This is a genomic window from Deinococcus planocerae (assembly GCF_002869765.1).
In the GTDB taxonomy this organism is placed as follows: Bacteria; Deinococcota; Deinococci; order Deinococcales; family Deinococcaceae; genus Deinococcus; species Deinococcus planocerae.
The window spans coordinates 1-23,225 of record NZ_PNOR01000034.1 but is presented as its reverse complement, the minus strand read 5'-3'; the positions used below and the strand labels follow the sequence as shown (position 1 = coordinate 23,225).

The 23,225-nt window shown below is 70.4% G+C and carries 24 protein-coding genes and 2 pseudogenes; 10 read left to right on the top strand and 16 right to left on the bottom strand.

The features are described from left to right. Positions 1 to 90: 90 nt before the first annotated feature. The 6 genes from A7B18_RS16765 to A7B18_RS16740 form a co-directional block, all read right to left on the bottom strand. The gene (locus A7B18_RS16765) at positions 91 to 1,326 is read right to left on the bottom strand and encodes an ABC transporter substrate-binding protein (RefSeq protein WP_102127845.1); all 1,236 of its coding nucleotides are present in this window, start codon (positions 1,324 to 1,326) and stop codon (positions 91 to 93) included. After that, positions 1,323 to 2,651: an ROK family transcriptional regulator gene (locus tag A7B18_RS16760; RefSeq protein WP_102127844.1), complete on the bottom strand. Its 1,329-nt coding sequence runs from the start codon at positions 2,649 to 2,651 to the stop codon at positions 1,323 to 1,325. Before A7B18_RS16760 ends, A7B18_RS16765 begins: the two co-directional genes overlap by 4 nt. A 228-nt stretch (positions 2,652 to 2,879) precedes the next feature. Continuing rightward, on the bottom strand, positions 2,880 to 4,439 hold the full coding sequence (gene lysS / locus A7B18_RS16755; protein WP_102127843.1) for a lysine--tRNA ligase: 1,560 nt from the start codon (positions 4,437 to 4,439) through the stop codon (positions 2,880 to 2,882). 74 nt (positions 4,440 to 4,513) lie between these two features. Beyond that, complete coding sequence (locus A7B18_RS16750) at positions 4,514 to 5,002, bottom strand: GreA/GreB family elongation factor (RefSeq protein WP_102127842.1); 489 nt, start codon at positions 5,000 to 5,002, stop codon at positions 4,514 to 4,516. Between the two features lie 225 nt (positions 5,003 to 5,227). Then, positions 5,228 to 6,229, bottom strand: a complete 1,002-nt coding sequence (locus A7B18_RS16745; protein WP_245872935.1) for a hypothetical protein — start codon at positions 6,227 to 6,229, stop codon at positions 5,228 to 5,230. Between the two features lie 129 nt (positions 6,230 to 6,358). Beyond that, positions 6,359 to 8,647 (bottom strand): endonuclease MutS2, encoded by a 2,289-nt coding sequence (locus A7B18_RS16740; protein ID WP_102127841.1) that lies wholly within the window; start codon positions 8,645 to 8,647, stop codon positions 6,359 to 6,361. Positions 8,648 to 8,821: 174 nt separating this feature from the next. Between A7B18_RS16740 and A7B18_RS16735 the strand changes: the two genes are divergently transcribed. Together A7B18_RS16735 and A7B18_RS16730 are read left to right on the top strand one after the other, a co-directional pair. Beyond that, positions 8,822 to 9,412, top strand: coding sequence for an NADPH-dependent FMN reductase (locus tag A7B18_RS16735; RefSeq protein WP_245872934.1), 591 nt, complete (start codon positions 8,822 to 8,824; stop codon positions 9,410 to 9,412). 14 nt (positions 9,413 to 9,426) lie between these two features. Next, entirely contained in the window at positions 9,427 to 10,179 is a 753-nt protein-coding gene (locus tag A7B18_RS16730) for an RluA family pseudouridine synthase (protein WP_102127865.1), read from the top strand. A gap of 173 nt (positions 10,180 to 10,352) precedes the next feature. On the opposite strand, the gene A7B18_RS16725 is transcribed toward A7B18_RS16730, so the two are convergent. Continuing rightward, positions 10,353 to 10,643: a hypothetical protein gene (locus tag A7B18_RS16725; RefSeq protein ID WP_102127840.1), complete on the bottom strand. Its 291-nt coding sequence runs from the start codon at positions 10,641 to 10,643 to the stop codon at positions 10,353 to 10,355. 102 nt (positions 10,644 to 10,745) lie between these two features. On the opposite strand from A7B18_RS16725, the gene A7B18_RS16720 reads away from it, so the two are divergent. The 3 genes from A7B18_RS16720 (at position 10,746) to A7B18_RS16710 (ending at position 13,646) form a co-directional block, all read left to right on the top strand. Next, a complete protein-coding gene (locus tag A7B18_RS16720; protein ID WP_102127839.1) occupies positions 10,746 to 12,002 on the top strand; it encodes an MFS transporter in 1,257 nt (418 codons plus the stop codon). 82 nt (positions 12,003 to 12,084) lie between these two features. Then, positions 12,085 to 12,606: a pyridoxamine 5'-phosphate oxidase family protein gene (locus tag A7B18_RS16715; RefSeq protein ID WP_102127838.1), complete on the top strand. Its 522-nt coding sequence runs from the start codon at positions 12,085 to 12,087 to the stop codon at positions 12,604 to 12,606. Between the two features lie 110 nt (positions 12,607 to 12,716). Next, positions 12,717 to 13,646, top strand: a complete 930-nt coding sequence (locus A7B18_RS16710; RefSeq protein WP_245872933.1) for a DMT family transporter — start codon at positions 12,717 to 12,719, stop codon at positions 13,644 to 13,646. A gap of 32 nt (positions 13,647 to 13,678) precedes the next feature. On the opposite strand, the gene A7B18_RS16705 is transcribed toward A7B18_RS16710, so the two are convergent. Next, entirely contained in the window at positions 13,679 to 14,050 is a 372-nt protein-coding gene (locus A7B18_RS16705) for a hypothetical protein (protein WP_102127836.1), read from the bottom strand. A gap of 313 nt (positions 14,051 to 14,363) precedes the next feature. On the opposite strand from A7B18_RS16705, the gene sdhC reads away from it, so the two are divergent. The 5 genes from sdhC (at position 14,364) to A7B18_RS16680 (ending at position 18,383) form a co-directional block, all read left to right on the top strand. Next, positions 14,364 to 14,723: a succinate dehydrogenase, cytochrome b556 subunit gene (gene sdhC, locus A7B18_RS16700; RefSeq protein WP_102127835.1), complete on the top strand. Its 360-nt coding sequence runs from the start codon at positions 14,364 to 14,366 to the stop codon at positions 14,721 to 14,723. Continuing rightward, positions 14,720 to 15,097: a succinate dehydrogenase hydrophobic membrane anchor subunit gene (locus tag A7B18_RS16695; protein WP_102127834.1), complete on the top strand. Its 378-nt coding sequence runs from the start codon at positions 14,720 to 14,722 to the stop codon at positions 15,095 to 15,097. Before sdhC ends, A7B18_RS16695 begins: the two co-directional genes overlap by 4 nt. Before the next feature lie 11 nt (positions 15,098 to 15,108). Continuing rightward, positions 15,109 to 16,860 carry a succinate dehydrogenase flavoprotein subunit gene (gene sdhA / locus A7B18_RS16690; protein WP_102127833.1) on the top strand — a complete coding sequence of 584 codons (1,752 nt, stop codon included), beginning with the start codon at positions 15,109 to 15,111 and terminating at the stop codon, positions 16,858 to 16,860. 98 nt (positions 16,861 to 16,958) lie between these two features. After that, positions 16,959 to 17,714, top strand: a complete 756-nt coding sequence (locus A7B18_RS16685) for a succinate dehydrogenase iron-sulfur subunit (RefSeq protein ID WP_102127832.1) — start codon at positions 16,959 to 16,961, stop codon at positions 17,712 to 17,714. 177 nt (positions 17,715 to 17,891) lie between these two features. Then, positions 17,892 to 18,383, top strand: a complete 492-nt coding sequence (locus A7B18_RS16680; protein ID WP_102127831.1) for a DUF2243 domain-containing protein — start codon at positions 17,892 to 17,894, stop codon at positions 18,381 to 18,383. A 69-nt stretch (positions 18,384 to 18,452) separates the two neighbouring features. Here the strand turns inward: A7B18_RS16680 and A7B18_RS16675 are convergent, their stop codons facing one another. The 8 genes and pseudogenes from A7B18_RS16675 to A7B18_RS16640 all read right to left on the bottom strand — a co-directional run. Continuing rightward, entirely contained in the window at positions 18,453 to 18,947 is a 495-nt protein-coding gene (locus A7B18_RS16675; RefSeq protein WP_102127830.1) for a hypothetical protein, read from the bottom strand. Positions 18,948 to 18,997: 50 nt separating this feature from the next. Continuing rightward, positions 18,998 to 19,300 (bottom strand): annotated as a pseudogene (locus A7B18_RS16670) (antibiotic biosynthesis monooxygenase family protein). A 21-nt stretch (positions 19,301 to 19,321) separates the two neighbouring features. Continuing rightward, a complete protein-coding gene (locus A7B18_RS16665) occupies positions 19,322 to 19,939 on the bottom strand; it encodes a cyclin-dependent kinase inhibitor 3 family protein (protein WP_281260168.1) in 618 nt (205 codons plus the stop codon). 9 nt (positions 19,940 to 19,948) lie between these two features. Beyond that, positions 19,949 to 20,932 (bottom strand): porphobilinogen synthase, encoded by a 984-nt coding sequence (hemB, locus tag A7B18_RS16660; RefSeq protein WP_102127829.1) that lies wholly within the window; start codon positions 20,930 to 20,932, stop codon positions 19,949 to 19,951. 134 nt (positions 20,933 to 21,066) lie between these two features. Further along, positions 21,067 to 21,294, bottom strand: a complete 228-nt coding sequence (locus tag A7B18_RS16655) for a hypothetical protein (RefSeq protein ID WP_102127828.1) — start codon at positions 21,292 to 21,294, stop codon at positions 21,067 to 21,069. Between the two features lie 16 nt (positions 21,295 to 21,310). After that, complete coding sequence (locus tag A7B18_RS16650; RefSeq protein WP_102127827.1) at positions 21,311 to 21,505, bottom strand: hypothetical protein; 195 nt, start codon at positions 21,503 to 21,505, stop codon at positions 21,311 to 21,313. A gap of 16 nt (positions 21,506 to 21,521) precedes the next feature. Further along, positions 21,522 to 21,878: a DUF3208 domain-containing protein gene (locus A7B18_RS16645; protein ID WP_102127826.1), complete on the bottom strand. Its 357-nt coding sequence runs from the start codon at positions 21,876 to 21,878 to the stop codon at positions 21,522 to 21,524. A 46-nt stretch (positions 21,879 to 21,924) separates the two neighbouring features. Beyond that, positions 21,925 to 23,225, bottom strand: a pseudogene (locus A7B18_RS16640) (hypothetical protein); the annotation flags it as partial.

Genomic DNA, 23,225 nt, shown 5'->3' with positions numbered 1-23,225 from the left:
GCTTCACCTCTTGTTCGGGACGCGGGAAGCGGTACGCGGTGCGCGGTCGAGTCCACCGCGCCCTGCGTACCGCGCCCTGCGTCCTGTCTTTTACTGGCCGATGCCCGAGCGGGTGGCGAGCTGCTGGGCGGCGGCGGCGGCGCCCTGGGCGTTCTTGCTGGCGACGAACTGGTCGATCACCGCGCCGAACGCACTCATGAAGCTCTCGGGGGCGACGGCGCCGTGGACGAGCGAGCCCACGATCTTGTTGCGCTTCCAGTCGGCGGCAGCCGAGCGGCTGTAGGTGTTGTACTTGCTCAGGTCGGAGTCGGTGCGGGCGGCGATGGAGCCCTTCAGGGGGTTGAAGGCGTCCTGCCCGGCCTTCGAGCCCATCAGCCTCAGCCAGTTCAGCGCCTCGGTGCGGTTCTTGGCGCCCTTGGGCAGGCCGAAGGAGTCGGCGAGCATCACGAAGGTGCCGCTCGTGCCGGGGCTGGGCGTGAACCCGAAGCCGGTGTTGGGCTGGAGCTTCTTGGTCGTCGTGAAGTACCCGGCGGCCCAGTCGCCCATAATGTTGAAAGCGCTCGTGCCGTCGGCGATACGGTCAGAAGCCTGCTGCCAGCTCAGGCCGGAGGCGTCCTTGTTGGCGCAGTCCATCACCCGCCCGAAGGTGGTGAAGCCCTGCACGACCTTGGGGTCGGTGAACTTGGTCTTGCCGGTCCACAGGTTTTGCCAGCCCTGGGCCCCCAGCGTGCCGATCATCACGCTCTCCCAGAGGTGCTGCTGGGTCCAGTTCTCGCCCACCACGAGGGGCGCGGCGACGCCCTTGGCCTTGAGCGTGTTGCAGGTCGTCAGGAACTCGGCCCAGGTTTTGGGCGCGGTGACGCCCCAAGCCTTAAGCTTGGCGGGGTTGTACCACATCACGTTCGAGCGGTGGACGTTGACGGGCACGCTCCAGATGCCGCCCTTCGCGGAGAGCAGCCCGATCACGTCCTTGGGAAACGCCTTGTCCCAGCCCTCGGACTTGAAGAGGCCGCTGAGGTCCTCCATACGGTTCGCCACGACCCAGGTGCCGATGAGTTCCTGCCCGGCGTGCACCTGGAAGGAGTCGGGGGGCGTGCCGCCGAGCATCCGGGTCTTGAGCACCGCCTTGGCGTTCGTGCCCGCGCCGCCCGAGACGGTCGCGTTGTCCACGGCCACCGTGGGGTAGCGCTGCTTGTAGAGCTTGACGAGGGCGTCGAGGGCCGGACCCTCGTCCCCGGACCACCACGAGAAGATTTCGAGCTTCCCGGCGGCGGAGGCGGTGCCCGTCACGGTCAGGGCGGCGGCGATCAAAAGAGCTTTCTTCATAACGTTCCTCCAGGGGAGAAAGAGGGGATCGGCGAGGGGAAGGGAGACGGTCGGGCGGGGGGCGGCGGGCTGCGCCCCACCGAGGCGATCCGCCCCAGGTGGCGCAGCCCGGCGGGCGTGAAGAGCTGGTCGAGGAGCATCGCCCCCGCGCCGAGGACCCCGGCGTCCGCGCCGAGCGAGCTGAACTCGATGGGGGTGCCCCCCGCGTTGACCCGCAGGGTGCGGCTCAGGGCACTTTCCCGGATGGCGTCCAGGAACACCGCCCCCGCCCCCGCGAGCCGCCCCCCGACCACGACCGCGCCCGGGTTGAAGAGGTTGAGCACCGTGCTGATCGCCACGCCGAGGTGGTGGCCCGCCTCCGCCCAGACCTCGCGGGCGAGAGGGTCGCTGCCCGCCCCCGCGATGAGGTCGCCGAGCGTGAGGGCCGGGGGCAGGGTGCTCGGCGCCCCGGCGGCGCGGCGGGCGCGGGCCGTCTCGACCAGCACCTGTCCGGCGGCGTAGCTCTCCAGGCTGCCGGGGTTGCCGCTGCGGCCCACCGGACCGCGCTCGTTGATGCTGATGTGGCCGATCTCGCCCGCGCCGCCCCGCACGCCGCGGTGCAGCCGCCCGCCGAGCATCACCCCCGCCCCGATGCCGGTCGCGGCCTTCACGTAGATCAGGTCGGGCTGGCCCCGGTGCGCCCCGAATCTGGCCTCCGCCAGCGCCCCGAGGTTCGCGTCGTTGTCCACCAGCGCGGGAAGACCCAAAGCCGAGCTCAGCCCGGCGGCCACCCGTTCGCCATCCCAGCCGCCCATGTTGGGGGGCTGCACGACCCCGCCCGTCGTGTGGTCCACCGGGCCGGGCACCCCCGCCCCCACCCCCGCCACCGCCTCGCGGCCCACGCCCGCCTCGGCGAGCACCTCGCGGGTCAGCCGGGCGGCGAGCGCGTACGTCGGACCCGGGCCGCACCCGATGTCGTGCGCGACGGTGCGGCTGGCGAGGGTGCGGCAGCGCAGGTCGAGCAGATCCACCCGCACGTGGCTGGCCCCCAGGTCGAGCGCGAGCAAGGAGGCCGCGCGGGTGTTCAGCGCCAGCATCGTGGCCCGGCGCCCGGCCTGCCCGCCTCCCCCGCACCGGGCGGCGCGCGGTCCCGTCTCGCCCACCAGCCCCGCCTCCATCAGCTCGCTCACGATGGAGCTGATCGCGCTGCGCGACAGGCCCAGCTCCCGCGCCAGGTCGACCCGCGCCCGGTCCCCCTGCCACAGCCGCCCCAGCAACAGCAAGGTGTGCCGGGCGCGGATCGCGGCCAGGTCGAGCGTGTCGTGGGCAGGCGTGGAATACGGCACGGGAACTCCAGGGGGCTGGGCGACGGGTCAGGAGCGTGAGCGGGAGGCCGGGGCCCCCGCGAAGCGTTCTTCAGGAAGTCTTGTTACAGGACTCATCTTGCCTCATCGGTTTTTGTTTGTCAAAAGAACAAACGAATTCACGTCGCTACCGCAGGGGTAACAGTGGACGGGGCCGGAGGTCACTCCCCCCAGCCCCGCCTCACGACGCTCTTATCGCGGCACGGAGGGTCACCTCTCTGGGGAATCGCCTCCGGCCTCTTCTCCCGAACGGCCCTGACCCTCGGGGCGCAGCAGGGGGAAGAGCAGCACGTCGCGGATGGAGTCGCTGTCGGTTAGCAGCATGGTCAGGCGGTCCATCCCCATCCCCATTCCCGCGGCGGGCGGCATCCCGTACTCCAGGGCGAGCAGGAAGTCCTCGTCCTGCTCGTGGGCCTCCTCGTCCCCGGCGTCGCGTCGGGCGGACTGCGCCTCGAAGCGGGCGCGCTGGTCGAGGGCGTCGTTGAGCTCGGAGTAGATCGGCGCCAGCTCGAAGCCCGCCACGAAGAGGTCGGCGCGCTCCGCGAGACCCGGGCGGCTGCGGTGCGCCTTCACCAGCGGGCTGATCGCCAGCGGCACGTCGGTGACGAAGGTGGGGTGGATCAGCGTGTGCTCCACGTACTCGCCGAAGAGCTTGTCGAGGAGCTTGTAGTCGGGGACCTTCCGCAACTCGGGGTGACGCTCGTCGGTCCACGCACGCAACCGGGCGAGGTCGGTGGGGTCGAAGTCGAGCCCGGCGGCCTGTTGCAGCGCCGTCACGAAGTCGAGCCGCTTGAACGGCAGGCTGAAGTCCACCTCCTGGCCCCCGTAGGCCAGCCGCGGCTCACCCTTCACCTCGGTGACGAGGCCGTGGAGCAGCTCCTCGACGAGGCACATCATGTCCCCGTAGTCGCCGTAGGCGAAGTACGCCTCCAGCATGGTGAATTCGGGGTTGTGGGTGCGGTCGATGCCCTCGTTGCGGTAGTTGCGCCCGATCTCGTACACCCGCTCGAAACCGCCGACGAGGAGACGCTTGAGGTACAGCTCCAGGCTGATGCGCAGCGAGAACTCGTGCCCCAGCGCGTTGTGGAAGGTCTTGAAAGGCCGCGCCTCGGTGCCGCCCGGCACGACCTGTAAGGTGGGGCCTTCCACCTCCAGGAAGCCGCGCTCGTCGAGGAAACGGCGGATGTAGCCGATGGCGCGGGCACGGGTGCGGTACGCCTCGCGCCGCTCGGAGCTCACCATCAGGTCTAGGTAGCGGCGGCGGGCGCGCAGTTCCTCGTCCTGCAACCCGTGGAACTTGCTGGGGAGGGGGTGCAGGCTCTTGACGAGGGGCTGCCACGACTTCACCCGCAGGGTGAGCTGCCCCGTCCGCGTGACGAAGGGAAAGCCCGTCACGCCGATGATGTCGCCGAGGTCGATCCGCTTGGTGGCCTCGAACTGCTCCGTGTCCCCCTTGCTGAAGTGGAGCTGAATCCGCCCGTCCTCGTCCCCCAGGTCGGCGAAAGCGGCCTTGCCCATGTGGCGCAGCAGGGTGACGCGGCCCGCGAGCGAGTAGGTCTCCTCCGGCCACTCCTGCCCGGGTTCCAACCTGCCCTCGTCGTCCGGCGGGTGGGCCTTGATCACGTCGCGGGCGTGATGGGTCTGGGAGAAGCGGTACGGGAAGGGCTCGAGCCCCGCCTCGCGCCAGGCCTGGAGGTTGTTCAGGCGGCTGACGGTCTGCTCGTGCAGGCCCTCGCGGCGGGGGTCGGGAGTGGAGGCGTCGCCAGGCATGAGGGGGAGTATAGGAGGCAGAAGGTGGAAGGCAGAAGGCCATCCCGGCGCCTTCTGCCTTCCGCCTTCGCCCTTCAATACTCGACGGTCTTGACCCGGTACTTGACCTGCTTGCCGTTGCCGAGGTTCACGACGAAGGAGTCGCCCACCTTGCGGCCCATCATCGCGCGGCCCACCGGGCTGTCCTCGCTGATGCGCGGGACGCTGCCGCCCAAGACCGCCGCCTCAGGCACGCTGACGACCTGCACGCGCATGTCCTTGCCCGTCGTCTCGTTGGCGAGGGCGACCACCGCGCCCAGCGTGATCTGGTCGTCCTGCCCGTGATCCTCGATGATCGAGGCGCGGGCAAGGGTGTCTTCGAGCTCCTCGATGCGGGCCTCGATCCCCATCTTCTCGCGCTTGGCGTCTTCCAGACCGGTGTCCTCGTTGTCGGCGCTCGTCTCCATCTGCTCTTGCAGGATGCGGGTCGCCTCCGCGAGGCGCCGCTGCTCCTGCTCCAGGGTGCGCTCCAGGCGGGCGTACCCCTCGCGGGTGAGTCTGACCTGTCTCGTCGCGTGTACCACTGCGGCCTCCACTTCAAGTGTGTGAGAAAAGGGGAAAGGGGTGCTGGGAATTGCCCAGCATTCTGCCACAGCCCCGTTTCGGCGGCAACGCGGAGGTGACGGCGCGGTCAGGGCGTGGCGGGGGCAATCCCTCCCCCACCCACCATCCTGGAGAAGCGCTCGGCGTCGATGAAGTGAGGGGGAACGGCCCCACACGACCGTCCCCCTCTAGGCCTGGGGAAGCGTTTACTTCGGCAGGAAGGAAAGGCTGATCAGCCAGCGATTGGGGGTGCCCTCGGGCGACCACTGGTAGCCGATGCTGGGCCCGATCAGCGTGGGCAGGGCCTCCACCCGGAAGAGGACGTCGTTGCGCAGGTAGGTGTAGTCGCTCGTCCAGTCGCGGGTCACGCGGGTCCGCACGGCGCCCAGGGTGAAGGCGGGCGGCGTCCGCGCGGCGGGCAGGCGGTAGGTCACGCTGAAGTTGGACTCCTGATAACGGGCGAAGTTCAGGTCGTCCACGGGCACCTTCCCCACCGCGAAGCGCTCCAGGTGCGAGCCGTCGAAGGTGAGCCCCGTGGTGGGTGTGATGTTGGCGGCGGCGTAGAGGTCGATGCTGCCCTGTGCCTGCCGCTGCACCGGGAAGGTGAAGACGCGTGCCGTGGAGCTGAAATAGGTGTTCAGGCGACCGAGGGAACGCCCGTTCCCCCCGCCGACCTGGGTCTGGGTGTAGGGCGCCACGACTTCACGGTCGCCCTGGGAGTCGTAGGCGACGCCCACGTTGTTCAGCACGCGCACCCGGTCTGCCGCCACCGTGAAGGCGTACCCTCCCGTAAAGCGCGAGTAGGCCGTGTTGCCCTGGAGTAGTCCGCTAAACTGGACCCCCTTGAAGGGGTCGTGCGTGACCTCCAGCCGGGGAATCCCGGAGGCCGCCGCCGAGCCGTTGTTGAAGACCCCCACGGCGAAGGTCGTCTCACTCAATCGCGTGCTGACGTTGTACTCCCAGTACTGCGGCTGCCGGGCGAGCGTGACCCGGATGTCCTGGCTCAGGGGAAGCGGAAAATACCGCACCCCGAACCCCACCTCGTTCGAGGCGAGCAGCTCGGTGGTCGAGAAGCGCGACAGGTAGTTCGCGGGCAGATGAAACCCGCCGAACGCCGGGGGCCCCGGCTGGGCAGCAGCGACGGCAGACGGGCTCAGCGCCAGCGCGACGGCCCCAGCCTTCAGGAAGCGAGGAAGACGGTGAACCACCCCAGCATCGTGAGGGGCAACCCTAGAAGAGGCCGGGCGACGGTCTAGACAGACACCGTGGCTGTGCAAGGAACTTCACAGAAAATAGTCGGCTTCCACCCCTCTCTGACGCTCTCCTGACTGGGCCCCTCAGACCCGCACGTTGACGATGGTGACCCCGTGGCCGCCCTGGTTGGCCTCGGCGTCGTGGAAGCTATCCACGCGCTTGTCGGTCTTGAGGTAGTCGCGCAACAGACGGCGCAGGACGCCCTGGCCCTTGCCGTGGACGACGCGCAGGGGGGTCTCCTTGAGGGCGTGCGCCTCGGTGATCGCGGTGCGGAGTTCCTCGACCGCCTCCTCGGCGCCCAGGCCGCGCAACTGGAGTTCCTTCTCGAAGCTGGCGGGCGCGGTGCCGCCAAAACCGGTGCGGACCACCTTGGGTTTCGCCTCGGGCTGAAGACGGACGTCGCGCCGCCTGACGCCGACCTTCATCACGCCGAGCTGCACCACGAGGTCGTCGCCGCGCATCTCCAGCACCTGTCCGGTCGCCCCGTAGGCGGGCACGTCCACCCGGCTGCCCACGCGGATGGGGTCGCCCCGGTCCTCGCGGGCGGGCGGTGGGGCGGGGCGGGCTTTCTGGGCGGCGGAGCGCAGCTCGCGGAGTTCCTGCATCACCCGGGGGCGGGCGCTGTCCTCCTGGGCGCGGGCGCGCAGGCTGCGGACGCGCTCGATGGCGTCGGCGTACAGGCTCTCGGCCTTCTGGGCGGCTTCCGCGAGCATCTCGTTGCGGCGGCGTTCCAGCGTCTCGCGTTCCTGGCGCACGCGGGCGAGTTCGGCCTCGGCCTCGCGGCGGGCGGCGTCGGCGGTGTCGAGCTGCGTGGCGAGGTCGGCCCGCTCACGCTCCAGCCCTTCCAACATCCGCTCCATCAGCCCCGCATCGGGGCCGAGCAGGCTCTCGGCGCGGCCCAGCACGTCCTCCGGCAACCCCATCCGCCGGGCGATGGCGAGCGCGTACGAGCGGCCCGGCTGCCCGACCTGAAGCTGGTAGGTGGGCGCCAGGGCCTCCAGGTCGAAGCCCATGCTCGCGTTCTTGAGGCCGGGCGTCTCCAGCGCGAAGAGTTTCAGCGGCGAGAGGTGGCTGGTGATGACGCCCCGCGCGTCCTGGGCGAGCAGGGTCTCGATCAGGGCCTGGGCGAGGGCGGCGCCCTCACCGGGGTCGGTGCCGCTGCCCAGCTCGTCGATCAGGACGAGGGTGTCGGGGGAGGCGTGCCGCAGGACGAAGCGCAGGTGCTTGAGGTGGGAGGCGAAGGTCGAGAGGCTGGCCTCGATGCTCTGCTCGTCGCCGATATCGACCAGCACGTCGCGCACGACGGGGAGCCGCGCCCCCGACGCCGCCACGTACATCCCGCACTGGTGCATCAGGACGGCGAGGCCGAGCGTCTTGAGGGTCGCCGTCTTGCCGCCCATGTTCGGCCCGGTGATCAGGAGCATCTTCGTCTCGCCGAGTTCGAGGTCGTTGGGGACCGGATTCTCGATCAGGGGGTGGCGAGCCTCCCGCAACTCGTAGGTGTGGTCGTGCGCGGGCTCAGGGCGGTTGAGCCGCCAGTCACGCGCCAGCCGCGCCTTTGCGGCGATCAGGTCGAGTTCGCCTATGGTCGCCAGGGTCATGGGCACCTCGGCGTCGGAGGCGAGCAGGCCCGAGAGTTCGGTGAGGATGCGGCGGACCTCCGCCTCCTCGTCGAGGATCAACCGGGCGAGTTCGTTGTTCAGGGGCGTGACGGTCGCGGGCTCGACGAAATACGTCTGCCCGGTCGCCGAGGCGTCCACGATGATGCCCTGAACCTGCCCCACCCGGCTCGCCTGTACGGGGAGGACATAGCGGTCGCGGCGGATGGTGACGATGTGCTCCTGAAGCACGTCCGCCCAGCGGTCGAGGGTGGCGGCCAGCCGCTCGCGGATGCGCCCGCGCAGCGGCTCGATGCGGCGGCGCAGGTCACGCAGGCGGTGGCTCGCGTCGTCGCGCACGGCGCCGTCGCGGTCGAGCGAGCCGAGCACCCGGCGCACGAACTCGCCGTGGTCGCCGAGCCCGAGGGCCACCTCGCGCAGCGGGCCCCGCGAATTGGCACCTATCGCCCGCTTGACGCTCATCGCGGCGTCGAGGGAGTAGGCGGCGTTCAGGAGTTCTTGCCCGGCGAGCACCCGGCCCTCCACCGCCCGCGCGTACAGGTCGCGCAGGTCCTGAATCCCGCCCAGCGAGAGACTGACGCCGAAGAGGGCGTCTTCGACCTCGCCCAGCTCCCGGGCGACGCGGCCCGCGTCCTCCGACGGCATGAGCGAGTGCGCCCGCTCCACCCCCAAGGGCGTGGCGCTGCGCTCGGCGAGGGCGTCGCGGATGCGGGGGAAGTCGAGGGCGGACAGGGCGCGGGCGTCGAACGGCACGTGCGGAGCATAACAACGCCCCCCCGGCAGGAACGTGCGCCGGGTGGCTTAGGGAGACTTGCGAAATGCCTGCCCCACTCCCCCTCCCGTTCAGCACGGGCCTGGTCCCGCCGAGGCAGGCGAAAGCGTGAAGCCCTCCGGTGGGGCGGCCCCTCCCCTGCTACCCTGCCCCGCGTGACCCCGCCGCTGCGCCTCACCGTGCTCTCGACCAGCCTCGATCCTGTCAGCCGCAGCCGCTGGATGACCGGGCTGGCGGCGGCGCAGCTCCGCGAGGAGGAGCACACGGTCACCCTCCTCGACCTGCGCGAGACGCCGCTGCCCCTCTTCGACAACGACGCCTGCTACACGCACCCCAACGCCGAGCTGTACCACCGGGCGATCCGGGAGGCGGACGGCGTGTTTCTCGGCGTGCCCGTGTACAACTGGGGGCTGGGGGCGGGGGTGAAGAACCTCGTGGAACTCACGGGCAGCACCGACCCCGAGCGCGGGCTGCACGGCGCGTGGTTTGACCGACCCGTCACGTTTCTGGTGTCGGGCGGGTTGAATCACGGCTACCTCAGCCACGGGGCCCTCGCCTTCGGGCTGATGACGGACTTCCGTTGCGTGGTCAATCCGCACTTCGCCTACGCCACCTCCGCCGAGTGGGCGGCGGACGGGGTGCCGGGCGAGTGGCTCGCGGAACGGCTGACGCGGACGGTCGAGCGCGGGATGGACCTCGCCGCCCGCTTGAAAAACCGCCCTTACCACTCGGTGTGGGAGGTCTGAGGGTGACCCTCCCCATGTCCCGCGCCCCCCTCCTGCCGCCCACCGAGAGGCCGCGCGTCGTCGTCGAGCACCCCGACTTTTACGTGGTCCACAAGCCCGCGCTGTGGCTGACCCATCCGGTACGGGCCCGGGTGGACGTGCCCGACGTGCTGACCTTCCTGCGGGCGGAGACGGGAGAGCAAGGCCTCGCGCCACCCCACCGCCTCGACCGGGAGACGAGCGGGGCGCAACTCCTGAGCCGTGACCCCGACGCCGCGCGGCGCTTTTTCACCCTCTTCAAGGAACACATCGTCGGCAAGACGTACCTCGCCGTCGTCCACGGGGGGCCGGAGTGGGAGCGGCGCACGCTCGACGCGCCGCTGGGCGACCTGGGGCTGGGCGGGGCGAACCGGGTGGCGATCCGGCAGGCGGTCGTGCCGAACGGGCGGCCCGCCGTCACCGACTTCCGGGTGGTGGGACGGCGGGCGGGCTTCGCCATGATCGAGGCGTATCCGCGCTCGGGACGCCTGCACCAGATTCGGGCGCACCTCGCGCACCTCGGGCTGCCGATGGTCGGGGACAAGATCTACGGGCGCGACCCGCAGGCCTTTCTCGACTTCATGGAGGCGGGGCAGACGCCGGAGCTGACGGCGCGGCTCCTGCTGCCCCGGCAGGCGCTCCACGCCGCGCGAATCGCCTTCCCCTGGGGAGGCACCCAGTTCGTCGCGGAGGTGCCCCTCGCCTCCGACCTGCAAGGCTTCTGGGACGGGTTGCCGGACCGAGCGTGAGGTGGGTTCAGACGCAGATCAACTCAGTGGGCAGCAACACGCTGTCAGGCTGAGGGCAACGGAGCAGACCCCTTAGCTTCACTCGGGGGACGGCCTTTCGGTCTCCTCGTGCTCGGGGCAAATGAAAGAAGAGCGGAGCCGCACGGGGCCCCGCTCCCCCTTCCCTGCGGCGCTCAGACCACGACGCGCTTGAACGATCCGTCCTCGTGCTGGCCGGGGAGCTGGCCGTACATCAGTTCCTGCTCGACCACGCGGGCCACGTCCTCGCCGAGCTGCACGGCGTCGCGCTCCTCGGTCTCCAGGGGCTGGGCCACCACGTCGAAGCCGCGCAGGGCGTTCACGTCCTGGTGGCGCACCTCGACGCGCAGGGTCTGGCCCTCGACCCGGGGCTCGATCTTCAGGCCCTCGGGGTGGTCGTAGTGGAAGGCGGCGCGGAAGGCGAGGAGGGCGTCTTCGAGGTTCATGGCAGGCAGTCTGACGCGCGTCCTCGCCGCCGAATTGCTGCGCTCCCCACACCTGCCCGGATACGTAAAAGGCCGATGAAGACGCGACTATACTCGCCCCAGATGACGAGCCTCTCCCCCGCGTCCCCGCGCGTCAGCCCGTGGGTGCTGTCCGCCTTCTGGTTCGGCACGGCCTTCCACTGGCTGCTGCTGCTGTTGATCCTGCTGCCCGCCAACGTCGTGCGCTTCGTAGGCGAGGGGCAGAAGGGCACCTACCTCGGCGTCCTGCTCCTCGTCGGCGCCCTGATCGCCCTCGTGTTGCCGCCTCTGGTCGGGGCCCACAGCGACCGCACGGGGCGGCGGGTGCCCTATATCCGCCTAGGGGTGGGGGTCAACCTCGCGGGCCTGGCGGTGATGGCCTTCGCGGCGACCTCGCTGAGCGGCTTGGGCGGCTTCTGGGTGTACGTGCTGGGCTTTGTCCTCGTGCAGTTCGGCAACAACTACGCGACGGCGCCCTACAGCGCCCTGATTCCGCAGCTCGTGGCGCCGGGGGAGCGCGGGCGTTACAGCGGCGTGATGGCGATGCTTCAGGCGGTCGGGCAACTCCTCGGCGCGGTCGCCGCGTTCGTGATCGGTCTCCTCAAGTTGCCGGTGATCGTCTCCTTCGCCCTGATCGCCGCCGTGCTGCTGATCCCGGCGCTGATCACCCTGCGCGGGGTGCCGGAGACGGCGGGGCCCGCCCCCCAGGCGGCGGGGGGGCCGACCCTCTCCTGGCGGGAACTCTTCGCGCACCAGCCCTTTTTCTGGGTGTTCGTGACGCGGGTGCTCTTCGCGCTCGGCCAGTACAGCGTGCAGCCCTTCTTGCAGTTTTACAACGCGGACGTACTCGGGCAGCGCGACGCGGGGACGAGCACCAGCGTGATGCTCGTGTGCATCATCGCGGGGAGCATCGCCTCGGCGCTCGTGGGGGGGCGGATCAGCGACCGCATCGGGCGCAAGCCGGTGATCTACGTGGCGGGCGGGGTGATGGCCGCCGCCGCGCTGGGGCTGCTCGTCGCGCCGAGTTACCCCGTGGCGCTCGTCCTCGCGGTGGCCTTCGGGCTGGGCTTCGGGGCGTTTACGAGCGTGGACTGGGCGCTTGGCAGCGACGCGATGCCCAGCGCGAGCAGCTACGCCCGCGACATGGGCATCTGGCACGTCGCCTTCGTGGCGCCGCAGATGACGAGCGCGCCGCAGGGGGCCCTCCTCGACTGGGGGAACGCGCAGGGCGGAAACCTGGGCTACACCCTCGTCTTCGGGATCGCCGCGCTGTTCTTCCTGGCGGGGGTGGTGCTCGTGCGCAACGTGCCCGACGCGGCGCACCGCCGGGCCACGACCTGAAGCCTCACCCAACGTGACGGGAACCTTTAGACGGTGCCCGTGCCCCCAGAGTGGGCGAAAAGGGGCGTGCCAAGCTCGGCCCATGAGTCAGGTCAACACGCCCGAGCAAAGCCATCTCAGCCGCGAAGAGACGATCCAGGCCATGACCGAGGTCATGAAGAACGTGCCCATCGCCATCCTCACGGTGGTGACCGACGAGGGGCACCTCCAGGCCCACCCCATGACGACCCGGCAGGCGGAGTTCGACGGGGACGTGTGGTTCCTGGGCGGCAAGGACACCAAGCAGGTGCGGTGCATGGCGGCGCGCCCGCAGGTGGGCGTCGCCTACGTCGACCACGGCAAGGGCGCCTACGTCAGCATCAGCGGGGCGGCGCAGCTCGTGGAGGACCGCGCCAAGCTCGAAGAACTCTGGAGCGACGCCTACCAGGCCTACTTCCCGGGCGGGATCGACGACCCCAGCCTCCAGCTCGTGAAGATCGAGGCGCAGGGCGGCGAGTACTGGGGCAGCGACGGCAAGATCAAAAACCTCTTCGCGCAGGCGCGCGCCGCCGTCACGGGCAAGGCCGCGACCGACCTGGGGACGAACGAGACCGTCGAGTTCTGAGGCGGGAAAGGTGGGGGGGCGTGGGCGCCGGAGCCTGCGCCCCCCCCGCCGTGCTCCGGCGTCCCGTCCGCCCGGACCCCCGGAGACCCCGGCGGCGTATGCTCGGTCGCGTGACCTCCGAGCCGCTCACCCCGCCCCTGGCCCGGGCCGCCCCGCCGCGAACGGGGCTGGCGCTCGCGGGCGTGCTCCTGACCGTGGTCTTGTGGGGGTCGAACGTCGTGCTCCTCAAGCTGCTCCTGCGCCATCTCAACGCCGAGACGATCAACCTGGGGCGCTTCCTGATCGCGGGGGGGGTGCTGGTCACGCTCGCGGTCCGCTCGCACGGCTGGCCGCGCTGGGACGCCCGCACCTGGGGACAGGTGGCGCTCGTGGGCCTGCTGGGGAACTCGGTGTTCCAGGCCTTTTTTCTGACGGGCATCCACGCGAATCCGGCGGGGGTGGCGGGGCTGGTGAGCGGCGTCGTGCCCGTGCTCGTCCTGCCGCTGGGGCTGCTGCTCGGCCAGCGGGTGGGGTGGCGGCAGGGAGCGGGGGCCGCGCTCGCCTCCCTGGGGCTCGTGGGGCTCCTCGCCGTGACGCTGCAACCGGGGGCGGCGGTCACGCCGGGCGGCCTCGCGTGGGTCCTGGGGGCGGCGGCGGCGTGGGCGCTCTACACCCTCTGGAACAGACCCCTCACCGAGCGGCTGGGGGCGCTGCCCTTCGTGGCCTTCAGCCTCGCGCTGGGGTGCTTGCCGTACGTGGCGTGGGCGCTGCCGCACGTCCCGGCGCCGGTCGGCGTGTCCCCGCTGGCGTGGGGGGGGGTGGCGCTCAGCGCCCTGGGGGCGAACGTGGTCGCCTACGTCGCCTGGGCCAACGGGGCGCGGGTGCTCGGGGCGGCCCGCACGAGCGTGTGGAACACCCTCGCCCCCGCCGTGGCGCTCGTCCTCAGCGCCGCCGTGCTGCACGAACGCCTGCCCGCCGCGGTGTGGCTGGGGGCCCTCGTCATCCTCGCGGGGGCGGCCCTCGCCAACTGGCCGGGCCGGGCACAGGCGCGCCGGAACTGACGGCTAGAACGCAGGCCCGGGAAGGCTGACGGTCAGTCGAGTTGCATGTCGATGACGGGTGGGGCCTCCCCGTCCGTCTTCTCTTTCTCCACTTCCTTGTCCGACCTCTCGGGCGGGGGCGTGGTGCGCCACGTGAGGTTGCCCGGCGGCGGGGCGGGCTGCACCGTGACCTGAAAGGGAGTGGGCGCCGGGCGGGACTCGGGGGCCTGGGCGGGTGACGCCGGGGCGGGGAGGCCCTGGCCCTGGGCGGCCCGGCGGGCGGCGATGAGGATGGAGTCCACCTCGGCGGCGCTCAGCAGCCCCTTCGATTGCAGGGTGCCCAGGATAGCGAGGGCGAGTTTGCGGGCGTACTCGGCCTCGTTGGGGGGAGGGGGGGGCGGGGTGGGCGCACCGCTCTGCGTCATGCCCGCACCCTAGCGCGAATGGCGGCGCGGCGGTGAAGAGGGCCGCCCCTGCCCGCGCCGCGGGGCGAACGTCCCACACTGTGAGGCGGGCTCCGCCTTTATTGGAACTTCACTCACGAAGTGACACGGCGCGTCCATCCGAGTGGAATGCCCGCCGCAAGGGAAGTGGGCCGGGGTGGTATCCTGGGGAGCGTCTGAACAGGTGGCGTGAAGCTTCACCCACACGGCAAGCAAGCGGTTTGGCGCCCGCCGACCCTCACCGGAAAAAGCGGCGGGGGTCGGCGGGCGCGGGGGAGCAAGAGGAGGAAGAGGAATGTACCGAGGAAGAGAGGGGCAGTGGGCGTGGGTGCTTCACCGCCTGTCCGGGCTGGCGATCCTGGCCTACCTGCTCGTTCACGTCATCAGCATCAGCCTGTTCATGTTCGGCGAGCAGGCCTATATGGCGGTGCACCACACCTACGAGTTGCCGATCTTCAGCCTGGGCCTCATCGCGGTCACGGCGGGGGTGGTGTACCACTCCCTCAATGGCCTGCGCATCATCGTGATGGACTTTACCGGTATGGGCGTGCTCTATCAGCGGCAGATGTTCTGGGGGGTTATCGCCTTGACGCTGCTCGCCACCGCGTACACGTCCTTCGTGGTCATTGGCCGCCTGCTCGGGGGTGAGGCGTGATCCGCGCGCGCACCTTCACGGACGCCCGGCAGCAGGCGCACTCCAACGCCGAGCTGAACTGGTGGATCTTCATGCGGATCAGCGGCCTGATCCTGGTCTTCTTGGTGCTGGGCCACATCTACATGACCTTTATCCAGGTCAGCGAGGCCGACGCCACCTACATCGCGGTGGTGAACAAGCTCCAGCAGCCCGCCTGGAAGTTCTACGACTGGACCATCCTGGCCCTGTCGCTGCTGCACGGGGTGAACGGCGCCCGCTACTCCATCGAGGACTACGTGAGAAGCCGCCCCAACCGCGCGTGGGTCAAGACGATCTTCTACACGATCAGCGGCGTGATCTTCACGCTCGGCTCGATTGGTCTGTTCTCCATCTAAAGGAAGTGTCCATGCACCATCGTTACGACGTACTGGTGGTCGGCGCGGGCGGAGCGGGGCTGATGGCCGCGCTCTACGCCGCCAAGGGGGGCGTGTCCGTCGCCTGCATCTCCAAGCTCTACCCCACCCGTTCCCACACCGGGGCCGCGCAGGGCGGCGTCGGCGCCGCACTCGGCAACGTCGCCGAGGACCACTGGGAATGGCACATGTTCGACACGATCAAGGGCGGTGACTACCTTACCGACCAGGACGCGGCGGAAATTTTCGCCAAGGACGTGATCGAGGCCGTCTACGAACTCGAGCACATGGGCCTGCCCTTCTCGCGCACCGACGAGGGCAAGATCGCCCAGCGCAAGTTCGGCGGCCACACCCGCGAGTTCGGCAAGGCGGCGGTCGAGCGGAGCTGCTACGCCAAAGACCGCACCGGGCACATGATTCTGCAAACGCTCTACCAGCAGAACGTGAAGGCCGGGACCAACTTCTACAACGAGTTCCACGTCACCGACCTGATCATCGAGGAGGGGCGCTGCCGCGGCGTGGTGGCCTACCACCTCGCGACCGGTGAGATCCACACCTTCCACGCGAAGGCCGTGATCCTGGCGGCGGGCGGCTACGGGCGCATCTACAAGATCACCTCCAACGCCCTGACGCTCACCGGCGACCTGATGAGCATCTACTACCGCAAGGGCCTGCCGCTGGAGGACATGGAGTTCTATCAGTTCCACCCCACCGGCCTCGCCAAGCTGGGCATCCTGGTGACCGAGGGCATTCGCGGCGAGGGCGGCATCCTGCGCAACGAGAGCGGCGAGCGCTTCATGGAGCGGTACGCGCCGACGATCAAGGACCTCGCGCCGCGCGATATCGTCTCGCGCTCGATCATCACCGAGATCCGGGAAGGCCGGGGCGTGGGCCGCGACCGGGACGCGATCAACCTCGACCTGACGCACCTGCCGCGCGAGACCATCGAGCAAAAGCTCGCGGAGATCACCGACCTCGCGCGGACGTACCTGGGCCTCGACCCCATCAAGGACCTCGTGCCCATCCAGCCGACCGCGCACTACGCGATGGGCGGTATCCCGACCGACATCAACGGGCTGTGCCTCGCCGACGGCAACGGCACCTCGGTGGAGGGGCTGTACGCGGCGGGCGAGCAGGCGTGCGTGTCGCTGCACGGGGCCAACCGCCTGGGCACGAACTCGCTAGGCGACCTGATCGTCTTCGGGCGCCGCGCGGGCATCTACGCGGCGCAGTACGCGCGGCAAGTCGAGTACCCCGAGATGCCGGAGCAGCCCGAACGCGAGACGCTGGAGACGCTGGAGAGGTTGAAGAACGCCTCGGGCAAGGAGAACTCCGCCATGATCCGCAAGGAGTTGCAGGAGTCGATGATGAACAACGTCGGCATCTTCCGCAACGGCCCGGACATGGAGCGGCAGGTCGAGGTCATCAAGGAGCTCAAGGCCCGCTACGCCGGGGTCTCGGTCGCCGACCCCAGCGTCCGCTACAACAGCGAACTGATCGAGGCGATGGAGCTCGGCTTCATGCTCGACTGCGCCGAGGCGACGACCGCCAGCGCGCTCAACCGCAAGGAGTCGCGCGGCGCCCATGACCGCGAGGACTACACCGAGCGCGACGACGCCAACTGGCTCAAGCACACCATGGCTTACAAGGACCTCAGCCATCCCGACAGCGTGATCATCGGCTACAAGCCCGTGTCCCTCAAGGGCTACACCCGGGCCTTCGAGCCGAAGCCGCGCGTGTACTAAAAGGCTCGTGGCGTGTGGACCGGAGCGTGTAGAGAAGGGCTCCTTCTTTTTCCACAAGCGACAAGCCACACGCCACATGCCCCCGACAAAGGAAAGACATGCCCGAGTACTACCCCACCAGCGGCGCCTCGTCGAACGCGACGACGATGCACATCAAGGTCAAGATTCTGCGGTTCAACCCGGAAAAGGACAAAAAGGCCCACTGGGAAACCTACCCGGTGGAGGCGCAGCCCGCCGACCGCGTGCTCGACGTGCTGAACTACGTCAAGTGGTTCGTGGACCCCTCGCTCACCTTCCGCCGTTCGTGTATGCACGGCATCTGCGGCAGCGACGCGATGATGATCAACGGGCGCAACCAGCTCGCCTGCAAGACGCTCTTGCGCGACCTCGTGAAAGACGGCGGCACGCTCACGGTCGAGCCCATCCGCGGGCTGAAGGTCGAGAAGGACCTCCTCACCGACATGGAGCCCTTCTTCGACGCCTACCGCGCGATCATGCCGTACTTCATCAACGAGAGCCCGCCCCCCGCGGGTGAGCGGCTCCAGTCGCCCGAACTCGCCGAGCGGATGGCGCAGTCGAGCAACTGCATCCTGTGCGCGGCCTGCACGACCTCCTGTCCGATCTTCTGGGTCAACGGCTCGTACCTCGGCCCGGCGGCCATCGTGCAGGCGCACCGTTTCATCTTCGACAGCCGCGACCAGGCGACCCACCAGCGCCTGAACATCATGAACCAGAACACCGGTGTGTGGCGCTGCCGCACCGCCTACAACTGCACCGAAGCCTGCCCGCGCGACATCCCGATCACCCAACTGATCGAGGAAGTCAAGCGCGCGGTGCTGTACCAGCAGTCGTAGGGACGCGCTGGGGGCGGCCAGAAGGAAAGCAGTCGACGATCAGAGCAACGAACACAGGGGCGGAGGCACAGGCTTCCGCCTCTTGCCTTTGTCACCGAGCAAAGTTCGGGGTTGTTTGAAAGCGCCCGTACCTTCGGCCCCCTCCCGCTCGCCTAACGTTCGGGGAGGGGGGAAGCGATGAGCGTACTGGGGGCACGGGGCCATGTGGGAGAGCAGGCGGCACAGCAGAGGCGCTGGATGGCGGGCGGCGTGCTGCTCGGGCTGGGGCTGGGCGGCTTCTTCGACGGGATCGTGCTGCACCAGCTCCTTCAGTGGCACCACATGGTGAGCGAGCCGTACCCGCCGAACACGGTCCAGAACCTGCGAATCAACACCCTGGGCGACGGCCTCTTCCACAGCCTGAACTGGGTCTTCACCGTGGTCGGCACGTTCCTGCTCTGGAGCGGCCTGCGGGCCAGCCGCGCGACGTGGCGCACCTCCGCCTTTCTCGGAACCCTGCTCTTCGGCTGGGGGGTGTTCAACGTGGTCGAGGGGCTGATCGACCACCAGATTCTGGGCATCCACCACGTCCGCCCGGGGCCTTCCTGGCTCGCCTACGACCTCGGGTACCTCGCTTGGGGCGCGGTGATGGCCCTCTTAGGCTGGCGGCTGATGCGGGCGGCACGCTGAGGGTCGGCCCAACGGCAGAGCCGTCAGAGGCGCCTTCCCCGGCTGACCCCTGACGGCTGAGCGCTTCCCTTAGAACTGCAAGGCGTAGCGCGCCCCGTCGCTTCCCGTGCAGTCGCCGATTCCGCGGTAAGTCTCGTTGACCTGGAGGGTACAGGTGATCGTGCGGTTGGGCGCCGCGAAGGACCGGGCGATCAGGTTGCCCGTGCGCAGGCCCGCGCGCGTCTGGGTCGTGGTGCCCACCCGCGTGCCGAAGAAGGGGTCGGCATACAGGCCCGTGCCGAAGCCGAAGCCCACGTCCACGGCGGGGCGGACGGTCACGGTGGTCGAGGCATCGAGCAGGACGGTGCGGCCCCCGTACGTCTGGCCGCCGATCTGGATGGTCGTGTTGTTGTCCCCCAGGGCATCACCTGTCCGGGTGGTCAGGGCACCGGGCGAGAAGGTCACGGTCCCCTCCTGTCCGTTCGTGGCGTTGACGATGCGGCCCGTGACGGGCGGGTTCAGGGCCGGGGCACACGAGCCGAGAAGCGCGGCGATGCTCAGGCAGGCCAGCGTCGCTTTCATCATGTCCTCAGTGTAGGCGGCGTGGCTGACGGGTCGGTGAGCGGCAGATGCCCTCAGCGCGGCCCGCCGCTCTGGACGACCTCATGAATCTCCAGCACGTTCGGCCCGGTGAAGGCGTCCTTCGGCAGCGTGCCCTTGTCGGAAGGCGTCGGAGGTCGTCCACGCCTCGAACGTTTCGCGCGACTCCCAGAAGGTCAGGACGATGAAGGGCTCGCCCTTTTTCGTGGGCCGCAGGACGTGGTTGGCGACGAAGCCGGACGCATCCCATCCACCCACCCCGCGCGCTCGCGAAATCTGGCCTCGAACTGGTCGTGGTACGCGGGATTGACGTAGATGCGGTTGGCGACGGTGATCACGGCGAGGCCTCCTGCGGGAAGTCAGCGGCGGGCGAAGTCGTAGACGAACCCGGCCTGGGCCTCGGTCTCGATGGCGCCAGGGCGGGCCGCCCGAACACGCTCGATGGCCTGCTCGGGCGGCATCCCCGCCTGAACGAGGAGGCAGGCGGCGGTGAGCCCCGCCCGGCCCAGCCCGCCCCGGCAGTGGACGACCACCCGGCGCCCGTCGAGCAGGGCGTCCATCAGCTCGTCGAGGAACGCGCCGAAGCCGCCCAGGTCCCCCGGCACGTCGCGGTCCCGGATCGGGCAGGCGAGGACGGTCAGGCCGTGTTCCTCGACCAGCCGGTGGTACTCGGAGATGCCGAGCAGCTCGAACTCGTGGTCCTCGATCAGGGGCGCGATGATCTGCACCCCCTCCCGGGCGAGTCCGCCCAGGTCGGCGCCCAGGTCGCGGTCGTGGATCACGCCCGCCTGAAGCACGCTCGCGCCCTTCTTGCCCGGGGCGAAGGTCAATCCCAGGCGACCCGGCCACAACCCCGTCTCCACCCAGTCCACCCGAATGGGGTACGTCTCGCTCGTCACTCTGGATTCCTTTCTTGAACGGTCGAGGTTTGGTGGCCCCAGGCTCAGGGGCGGCCCTTCGCCCCTCTTGCTCTCCACAGCGCGTCTCTACTCGCCACGGAGCCAGCGGGCGGCGTCGAGCGCGTGGTAGGTGATGATTGCGTCGGCCCCGGCGCGGCGCATCCCGGTCAGGGTTTCGAGCACGGTGCGGCGCTCGTCCATGTACCCGGCCTGGGCGGCGGCCTTCATCAGGGCGTACTCGCCGCTGACGTTGTAGACGACGAGGGGCAGGTCGAAGGTGTCGCGCAGCAGCCGCACCATGTCGAGGTAGGCGAGCGCGGGCTTGACCATCAGGAAGTCCGCACCCTGCTCGGCGTCGAGCCTGGCCTCCCGCAGCGCCTCGCGCTCGCCGCCCGCCGGGTCCATCTGGTACGACGCCCGGTTACCGAAACTGGGGGTGCTCCCCGCCGCGTCACGGAAGGGGCCGTAGTAGGCCGAGGCGTACTTGACCGCGTAGGCCATGACGGGCACGTGGGAGAAGCCCGCCTCGTCGAGGGCCGAGCGGATCGCGCCGACCTGCCCGTCCATCATCGCGCTCGGCGCCACGATGTCGGCGCCCGCCCGGGCCTGGGACACGGCGGTCCGGGCGAGGAGGCCCAGGGCCGCGTCGTTGTCCACCGTCCACTCGCCGTCCCCCGTCTGGCACAGCGGGCCGCAGTGGCCGTGGTCGGTGTACTCGCACAGGCAGGTGTCGGCGACCACGACCATCTCGGGCAGGGCTGACTTGATCGCGGCTGCCGCGCGCTGGATGACGCCGCCCTCCGCGTACGCCTGGCTACCTTCGGGGTCCTTGTGGTCGGGGATGCCGAAGAGGATCACGCTGGGGATGCCGAGGTCGCGGGCCATCCTGGCCTGCTCGACCGCGCCCGGGACGCTGTGGCGGCTCACGCCCGGCATGGTGGCGATGGGGTCCTCGGTGTCCGCCTCGTGGACGAAGATGGGGTGGATGAAGTGCTGTGGGGAGAGCGTGACCTCGCGGGTCAGGGCGCGCAGGCCAGCGGTGCGGCGCAGACGACGGGGACGGTCGAGCATGGGAGGCAGGCTAGCGCAGGGCGGGAGGGGGGATTGAGAGGCAGAGAAAAGAGGACTTGGAAAGGCGAACGGCACTTCAATGATCACAGGGATCAAGTTCAGGCCCTGGAAAAGGAGCCGCCTGCCAACCGCCCTCACACCACGAAGGCCCGCACCCCGCGCTCCCGGCAGGCCCGCATGAGCCGTTGCCGGGTCTCGGCCACGACCTCCGGGTCGGCGTGTTCGACGGTCAGGACGACGCGGGGACGGCCCGCCGTGTCCGTTCCGGTCCGGGCACTCAACCTCGCGCCGCCCGGCGTGGCGAGCAGGGCGGCGAGGGTGGCCGGGTCGGGGCTCTCGGGCAGGGTGACGTGCTCCTGCATAGGGGCCCTCCCTCACTCATGGCCGCAGCGGCTCCACCCGGTAACTCCGCCGGGCGTGGGGCGGGCCGACCTCGCCGCGTTCGAGCAGGAGACTGACCGCCTCCGCCGGAAGACGTTCCACCCGCTCCAGGTAGCTGCGGAGGGTGGCGGGACTGTCGAAGCGGCGGGGGTGGGGGTCGCCCTCCACCCGCAGGTCGAGCCAGTCGGTCACGGGGCCCTCGCGGGGGTCATAGCTCGCGCAGGTCCTCCCAGAGCTGCCAGCCCACGCCCTCGGGGGTGGCGTCCAGCAGGGGGCCGAGGGCCTGGCTGGCGGTCTCGGCGTCGCCGTGCAGGGCGTCTCCGCCGGGTTTGTCGTCGTACACGCGCAGGACCGTGAACTGGTAGAAGGTCTGCCCGGCGGTCGGCTGGCCGTTCTCGAAAAAGGCGAAGGGCGGCGTGACCTGATCCCACAACACGTGCGCCTCGTCGAGGTCGTGGGGCAGGTAGTGTTCCAGGTCCACGTCGGCGTCCGCCGGGTGCCAGACGTAACCCTGAAGCAGTCTCACGGCGGCGCGGCCTCCGCCGTGGGCGTAGGAGGTGCTCATCGCGCCCCAGCATACCCGCTCCGAGGAAAAGGGACGGGGCCCCGGGTTAACCTTCCGGCCCGGTTTCGAGGAGAACCAGTGCGTCACGCACCCGCAGGAGGCCGCTCTCCCAGCCGGGGTGCAGCGTTCTCAGCACGTCCCCCGGACGCGGGTGCCCATCTTCCAGCGCCCGGCCCGCCCCCCGCCACACCCCGGGCCGGAAGGGGGTGAGGGTGGGGTCGTTCAGAGCGTCGCGCAGCCACGCCACCATCCTCGCTCCGTCGCGGGCGGTGACTCGGGCCTCCAGCGCGAGGAGCTGGGCGGTGAGCCCGGGGTCGGGCGCGTGGGTCCCCGGCAGGCCGAGTTGCACCCGGCGCACGAGGGCGTGGGCGCGGTTGATCTCGGCCAGGGCCGCCTCCCCCTCCCCCGCCCGCAGCAAGGTCTCGGCGCGGATGGCGCGGGCCTGGGCCTCCGCGTAGGGGTGGTCGGTCATGCCCAGGGCACGCTCGGCGTATTCCAGGGCGGCGCGCGGGTCGGGGTCGGCGAGGGCGCGGCTCAGGCGCAGGTCGAAGGCGAGGACCTGCTCGCGGTCGCTCGTGCCCTCGGTGTGGGTAAGCTGCACGTCGAGCAGGGCGCGGGCGTGGGCGAGGTCGGGGTGGTCGCGGCGCGGCCCGGCGAAGGGTTGGAGGTAGGGCAGGCCCACCCCGCGGGTGAGGTAGGCGAGCGCGACCCGGTAGGCGGTGCGGCGGGTGCGGTACCCGGCCTCGGGGCGGCGGGGGCCGGGGCGGGTGAGCAGGGCCAGGGCACGCGAGGCGTCCGCGAGGGCCGCGTCGGGCCGTCCCAGGGCGAGCAGGACGGGCACCCCCTCGCTCAGCAGGCGTGCGCGCAGCACCGCGTCGCCCCGCCCTCCTCCCCCGCCGTTCGGCAGGAGCGCGAGGGCCTGCTCCAGATGCTCCCAGCCCTGCGCGGGGAGCCCCAGGCGGCGCAGGGCCGTTCCGGCGCGGGCGAGCGCCCGGGCGCGTTCCTCGGGGGTGCCCCCGGCAGCCTCCAGGCGGGCGGCGGCGCTTTGCAGGGCCTCCAGCGCGGCGGCAGGCTGGCCCAGGCGCAGCCGCAGGTCGCCCTCCTGGTAGCGGGCGCGGGCGGAGAGCAGCGGGCTGGCGGCGGGGACGAGGTGGAGGTGGTGCAGGGCTTCGCCCCAGCGCCCGGCGTCCTTGGCGATCAGCCCCCGCCAGAGGTGGGCGCGGGCCCCGCCGTGCGCGGTGCGGGGGTCGCTGACCGCCCGGGTGGCCGCCTCCAGGTCGCCGCGCCAGCGGGCCAGGGCCGCGTGCACGAGCAGCGCGTCGGCCCCGGCGGCGTCGGTCCCGGGGT

What these genes read in the sequence shown, in the direction of transcription:
- lysS (WP_102127843.1), bottom strand. Translation starts at nt 4,439, where the DNA reads ATGCCTGGCGACGCCTCCACTCCCGACCCCCGCCGCGAGGGCCTGCAC.
- A7B18_RS16645 (WP_102127826.1), bottom strand. Translation starts at nt 21,878, where the DNA reads ATGAGCACCTCCTACGCCCACGGCGGAGGCCGCGCCGCCGTGAGACTG.
- A7B18_RS16675 (WP_102127830.1), bottom strand. Translation starts at nt 18,947, where the DNA reads ATGATGAAAGCGACGCTGGCCTGCCTGAGCATCGCCGCGCTTCTCGGC.
- A7B18_RS16720 (WP_102127839.1), top strand. Translation starts at nt 10,746, where the DNA reads ATGACGAGCCTCTCCCCCGCGTCCCCGCGCGTCAGCCCGTGGGTGCTG.
- A7B18_RS16765 (WP_102127845.1), bottom strand. Translation starts at nt 1,326, where the DNA reads ATGAAGAAAGCTCTTTTGATCGCCGCCGCCCTGACCGTGACGGGCACC.
- A7B18_RS16715 (WP_102127838.1), top strand. Translation starts at nt 12,085, where the DNA reads ATGAGTCAGGTCAACACGCCCGAGCAAAGCCATCTCAGCCGCGAAGAG.
- sdhA (WP_102127833.1), top strand. Translation starts at nt 15,109, where the DNA reads ATGCACCATCGTTACGACGTACTGGTGGTCGGCGCGGGCGGAGCGGGG.
- A7B18_RS16655 (WP_102127828.1), bottom strand. Translation starts at nt 21,294, where the DNA reads ATGCAGGAGCACGTCACCCTGCCCGAGAGCCCCGACCCGGCCACCCTC.
- A7B18_RS16680 (WP_102127831.1), top strand. Translation starts at nt 17,892, where the DNA reads ATGAGCGTACTGGGGGCACGGGGCCATGTGGGAGAGCAGGCGGCACAG.
- A7B18_RS16705 (WP_102127836.1), bottom strand. Translation starts at nt 14,050, where the DNA reads ATGACGCAGAGCGGTGCGCCCACCCCGCCCCCCCCTCCCCCCAACGAG.
- A7B18_RS16685 (WP_102127832.1), top strand. Translation starts at nt 16,959, where the DNA reads ATGCCCGAGTACTACCCCACCAGCGGCGCCTCGTCGAACGCGACGACG.
- hemB (WP_102127829.1), bottom strand. Translation starts at nt 20,932, where the DNA reads ATGCTCGACCGTCCCCGTCGTCTGCGCCGCACCGCTGGCCTGCGCGCC.
- A7B18_RS16725 (WP_102127840.1), bottom strand. Translation starts at nt 10,643, where the DNA reads ATGAACCTCGAAGACGCCCTCCTCGCCTTCCGCGCCGCCTTCCACTAC.
- sdhC (WP_102127835.1), top strand. Translation starts at nt 14,364, where the DNA reads ATGTACCGAGGAAGAGAGGGGCAGTGGGCGTGGGTGCTTCACCGCCTG.
- A7B18_RS16730 (WP_102127865.1), top strand. Translation starts at nt 9,427, where the DNA reads ATGTCCCGCGCCCCCCTCCTGCCGCCCACCGAGAGGCCGCGCGTCGTC.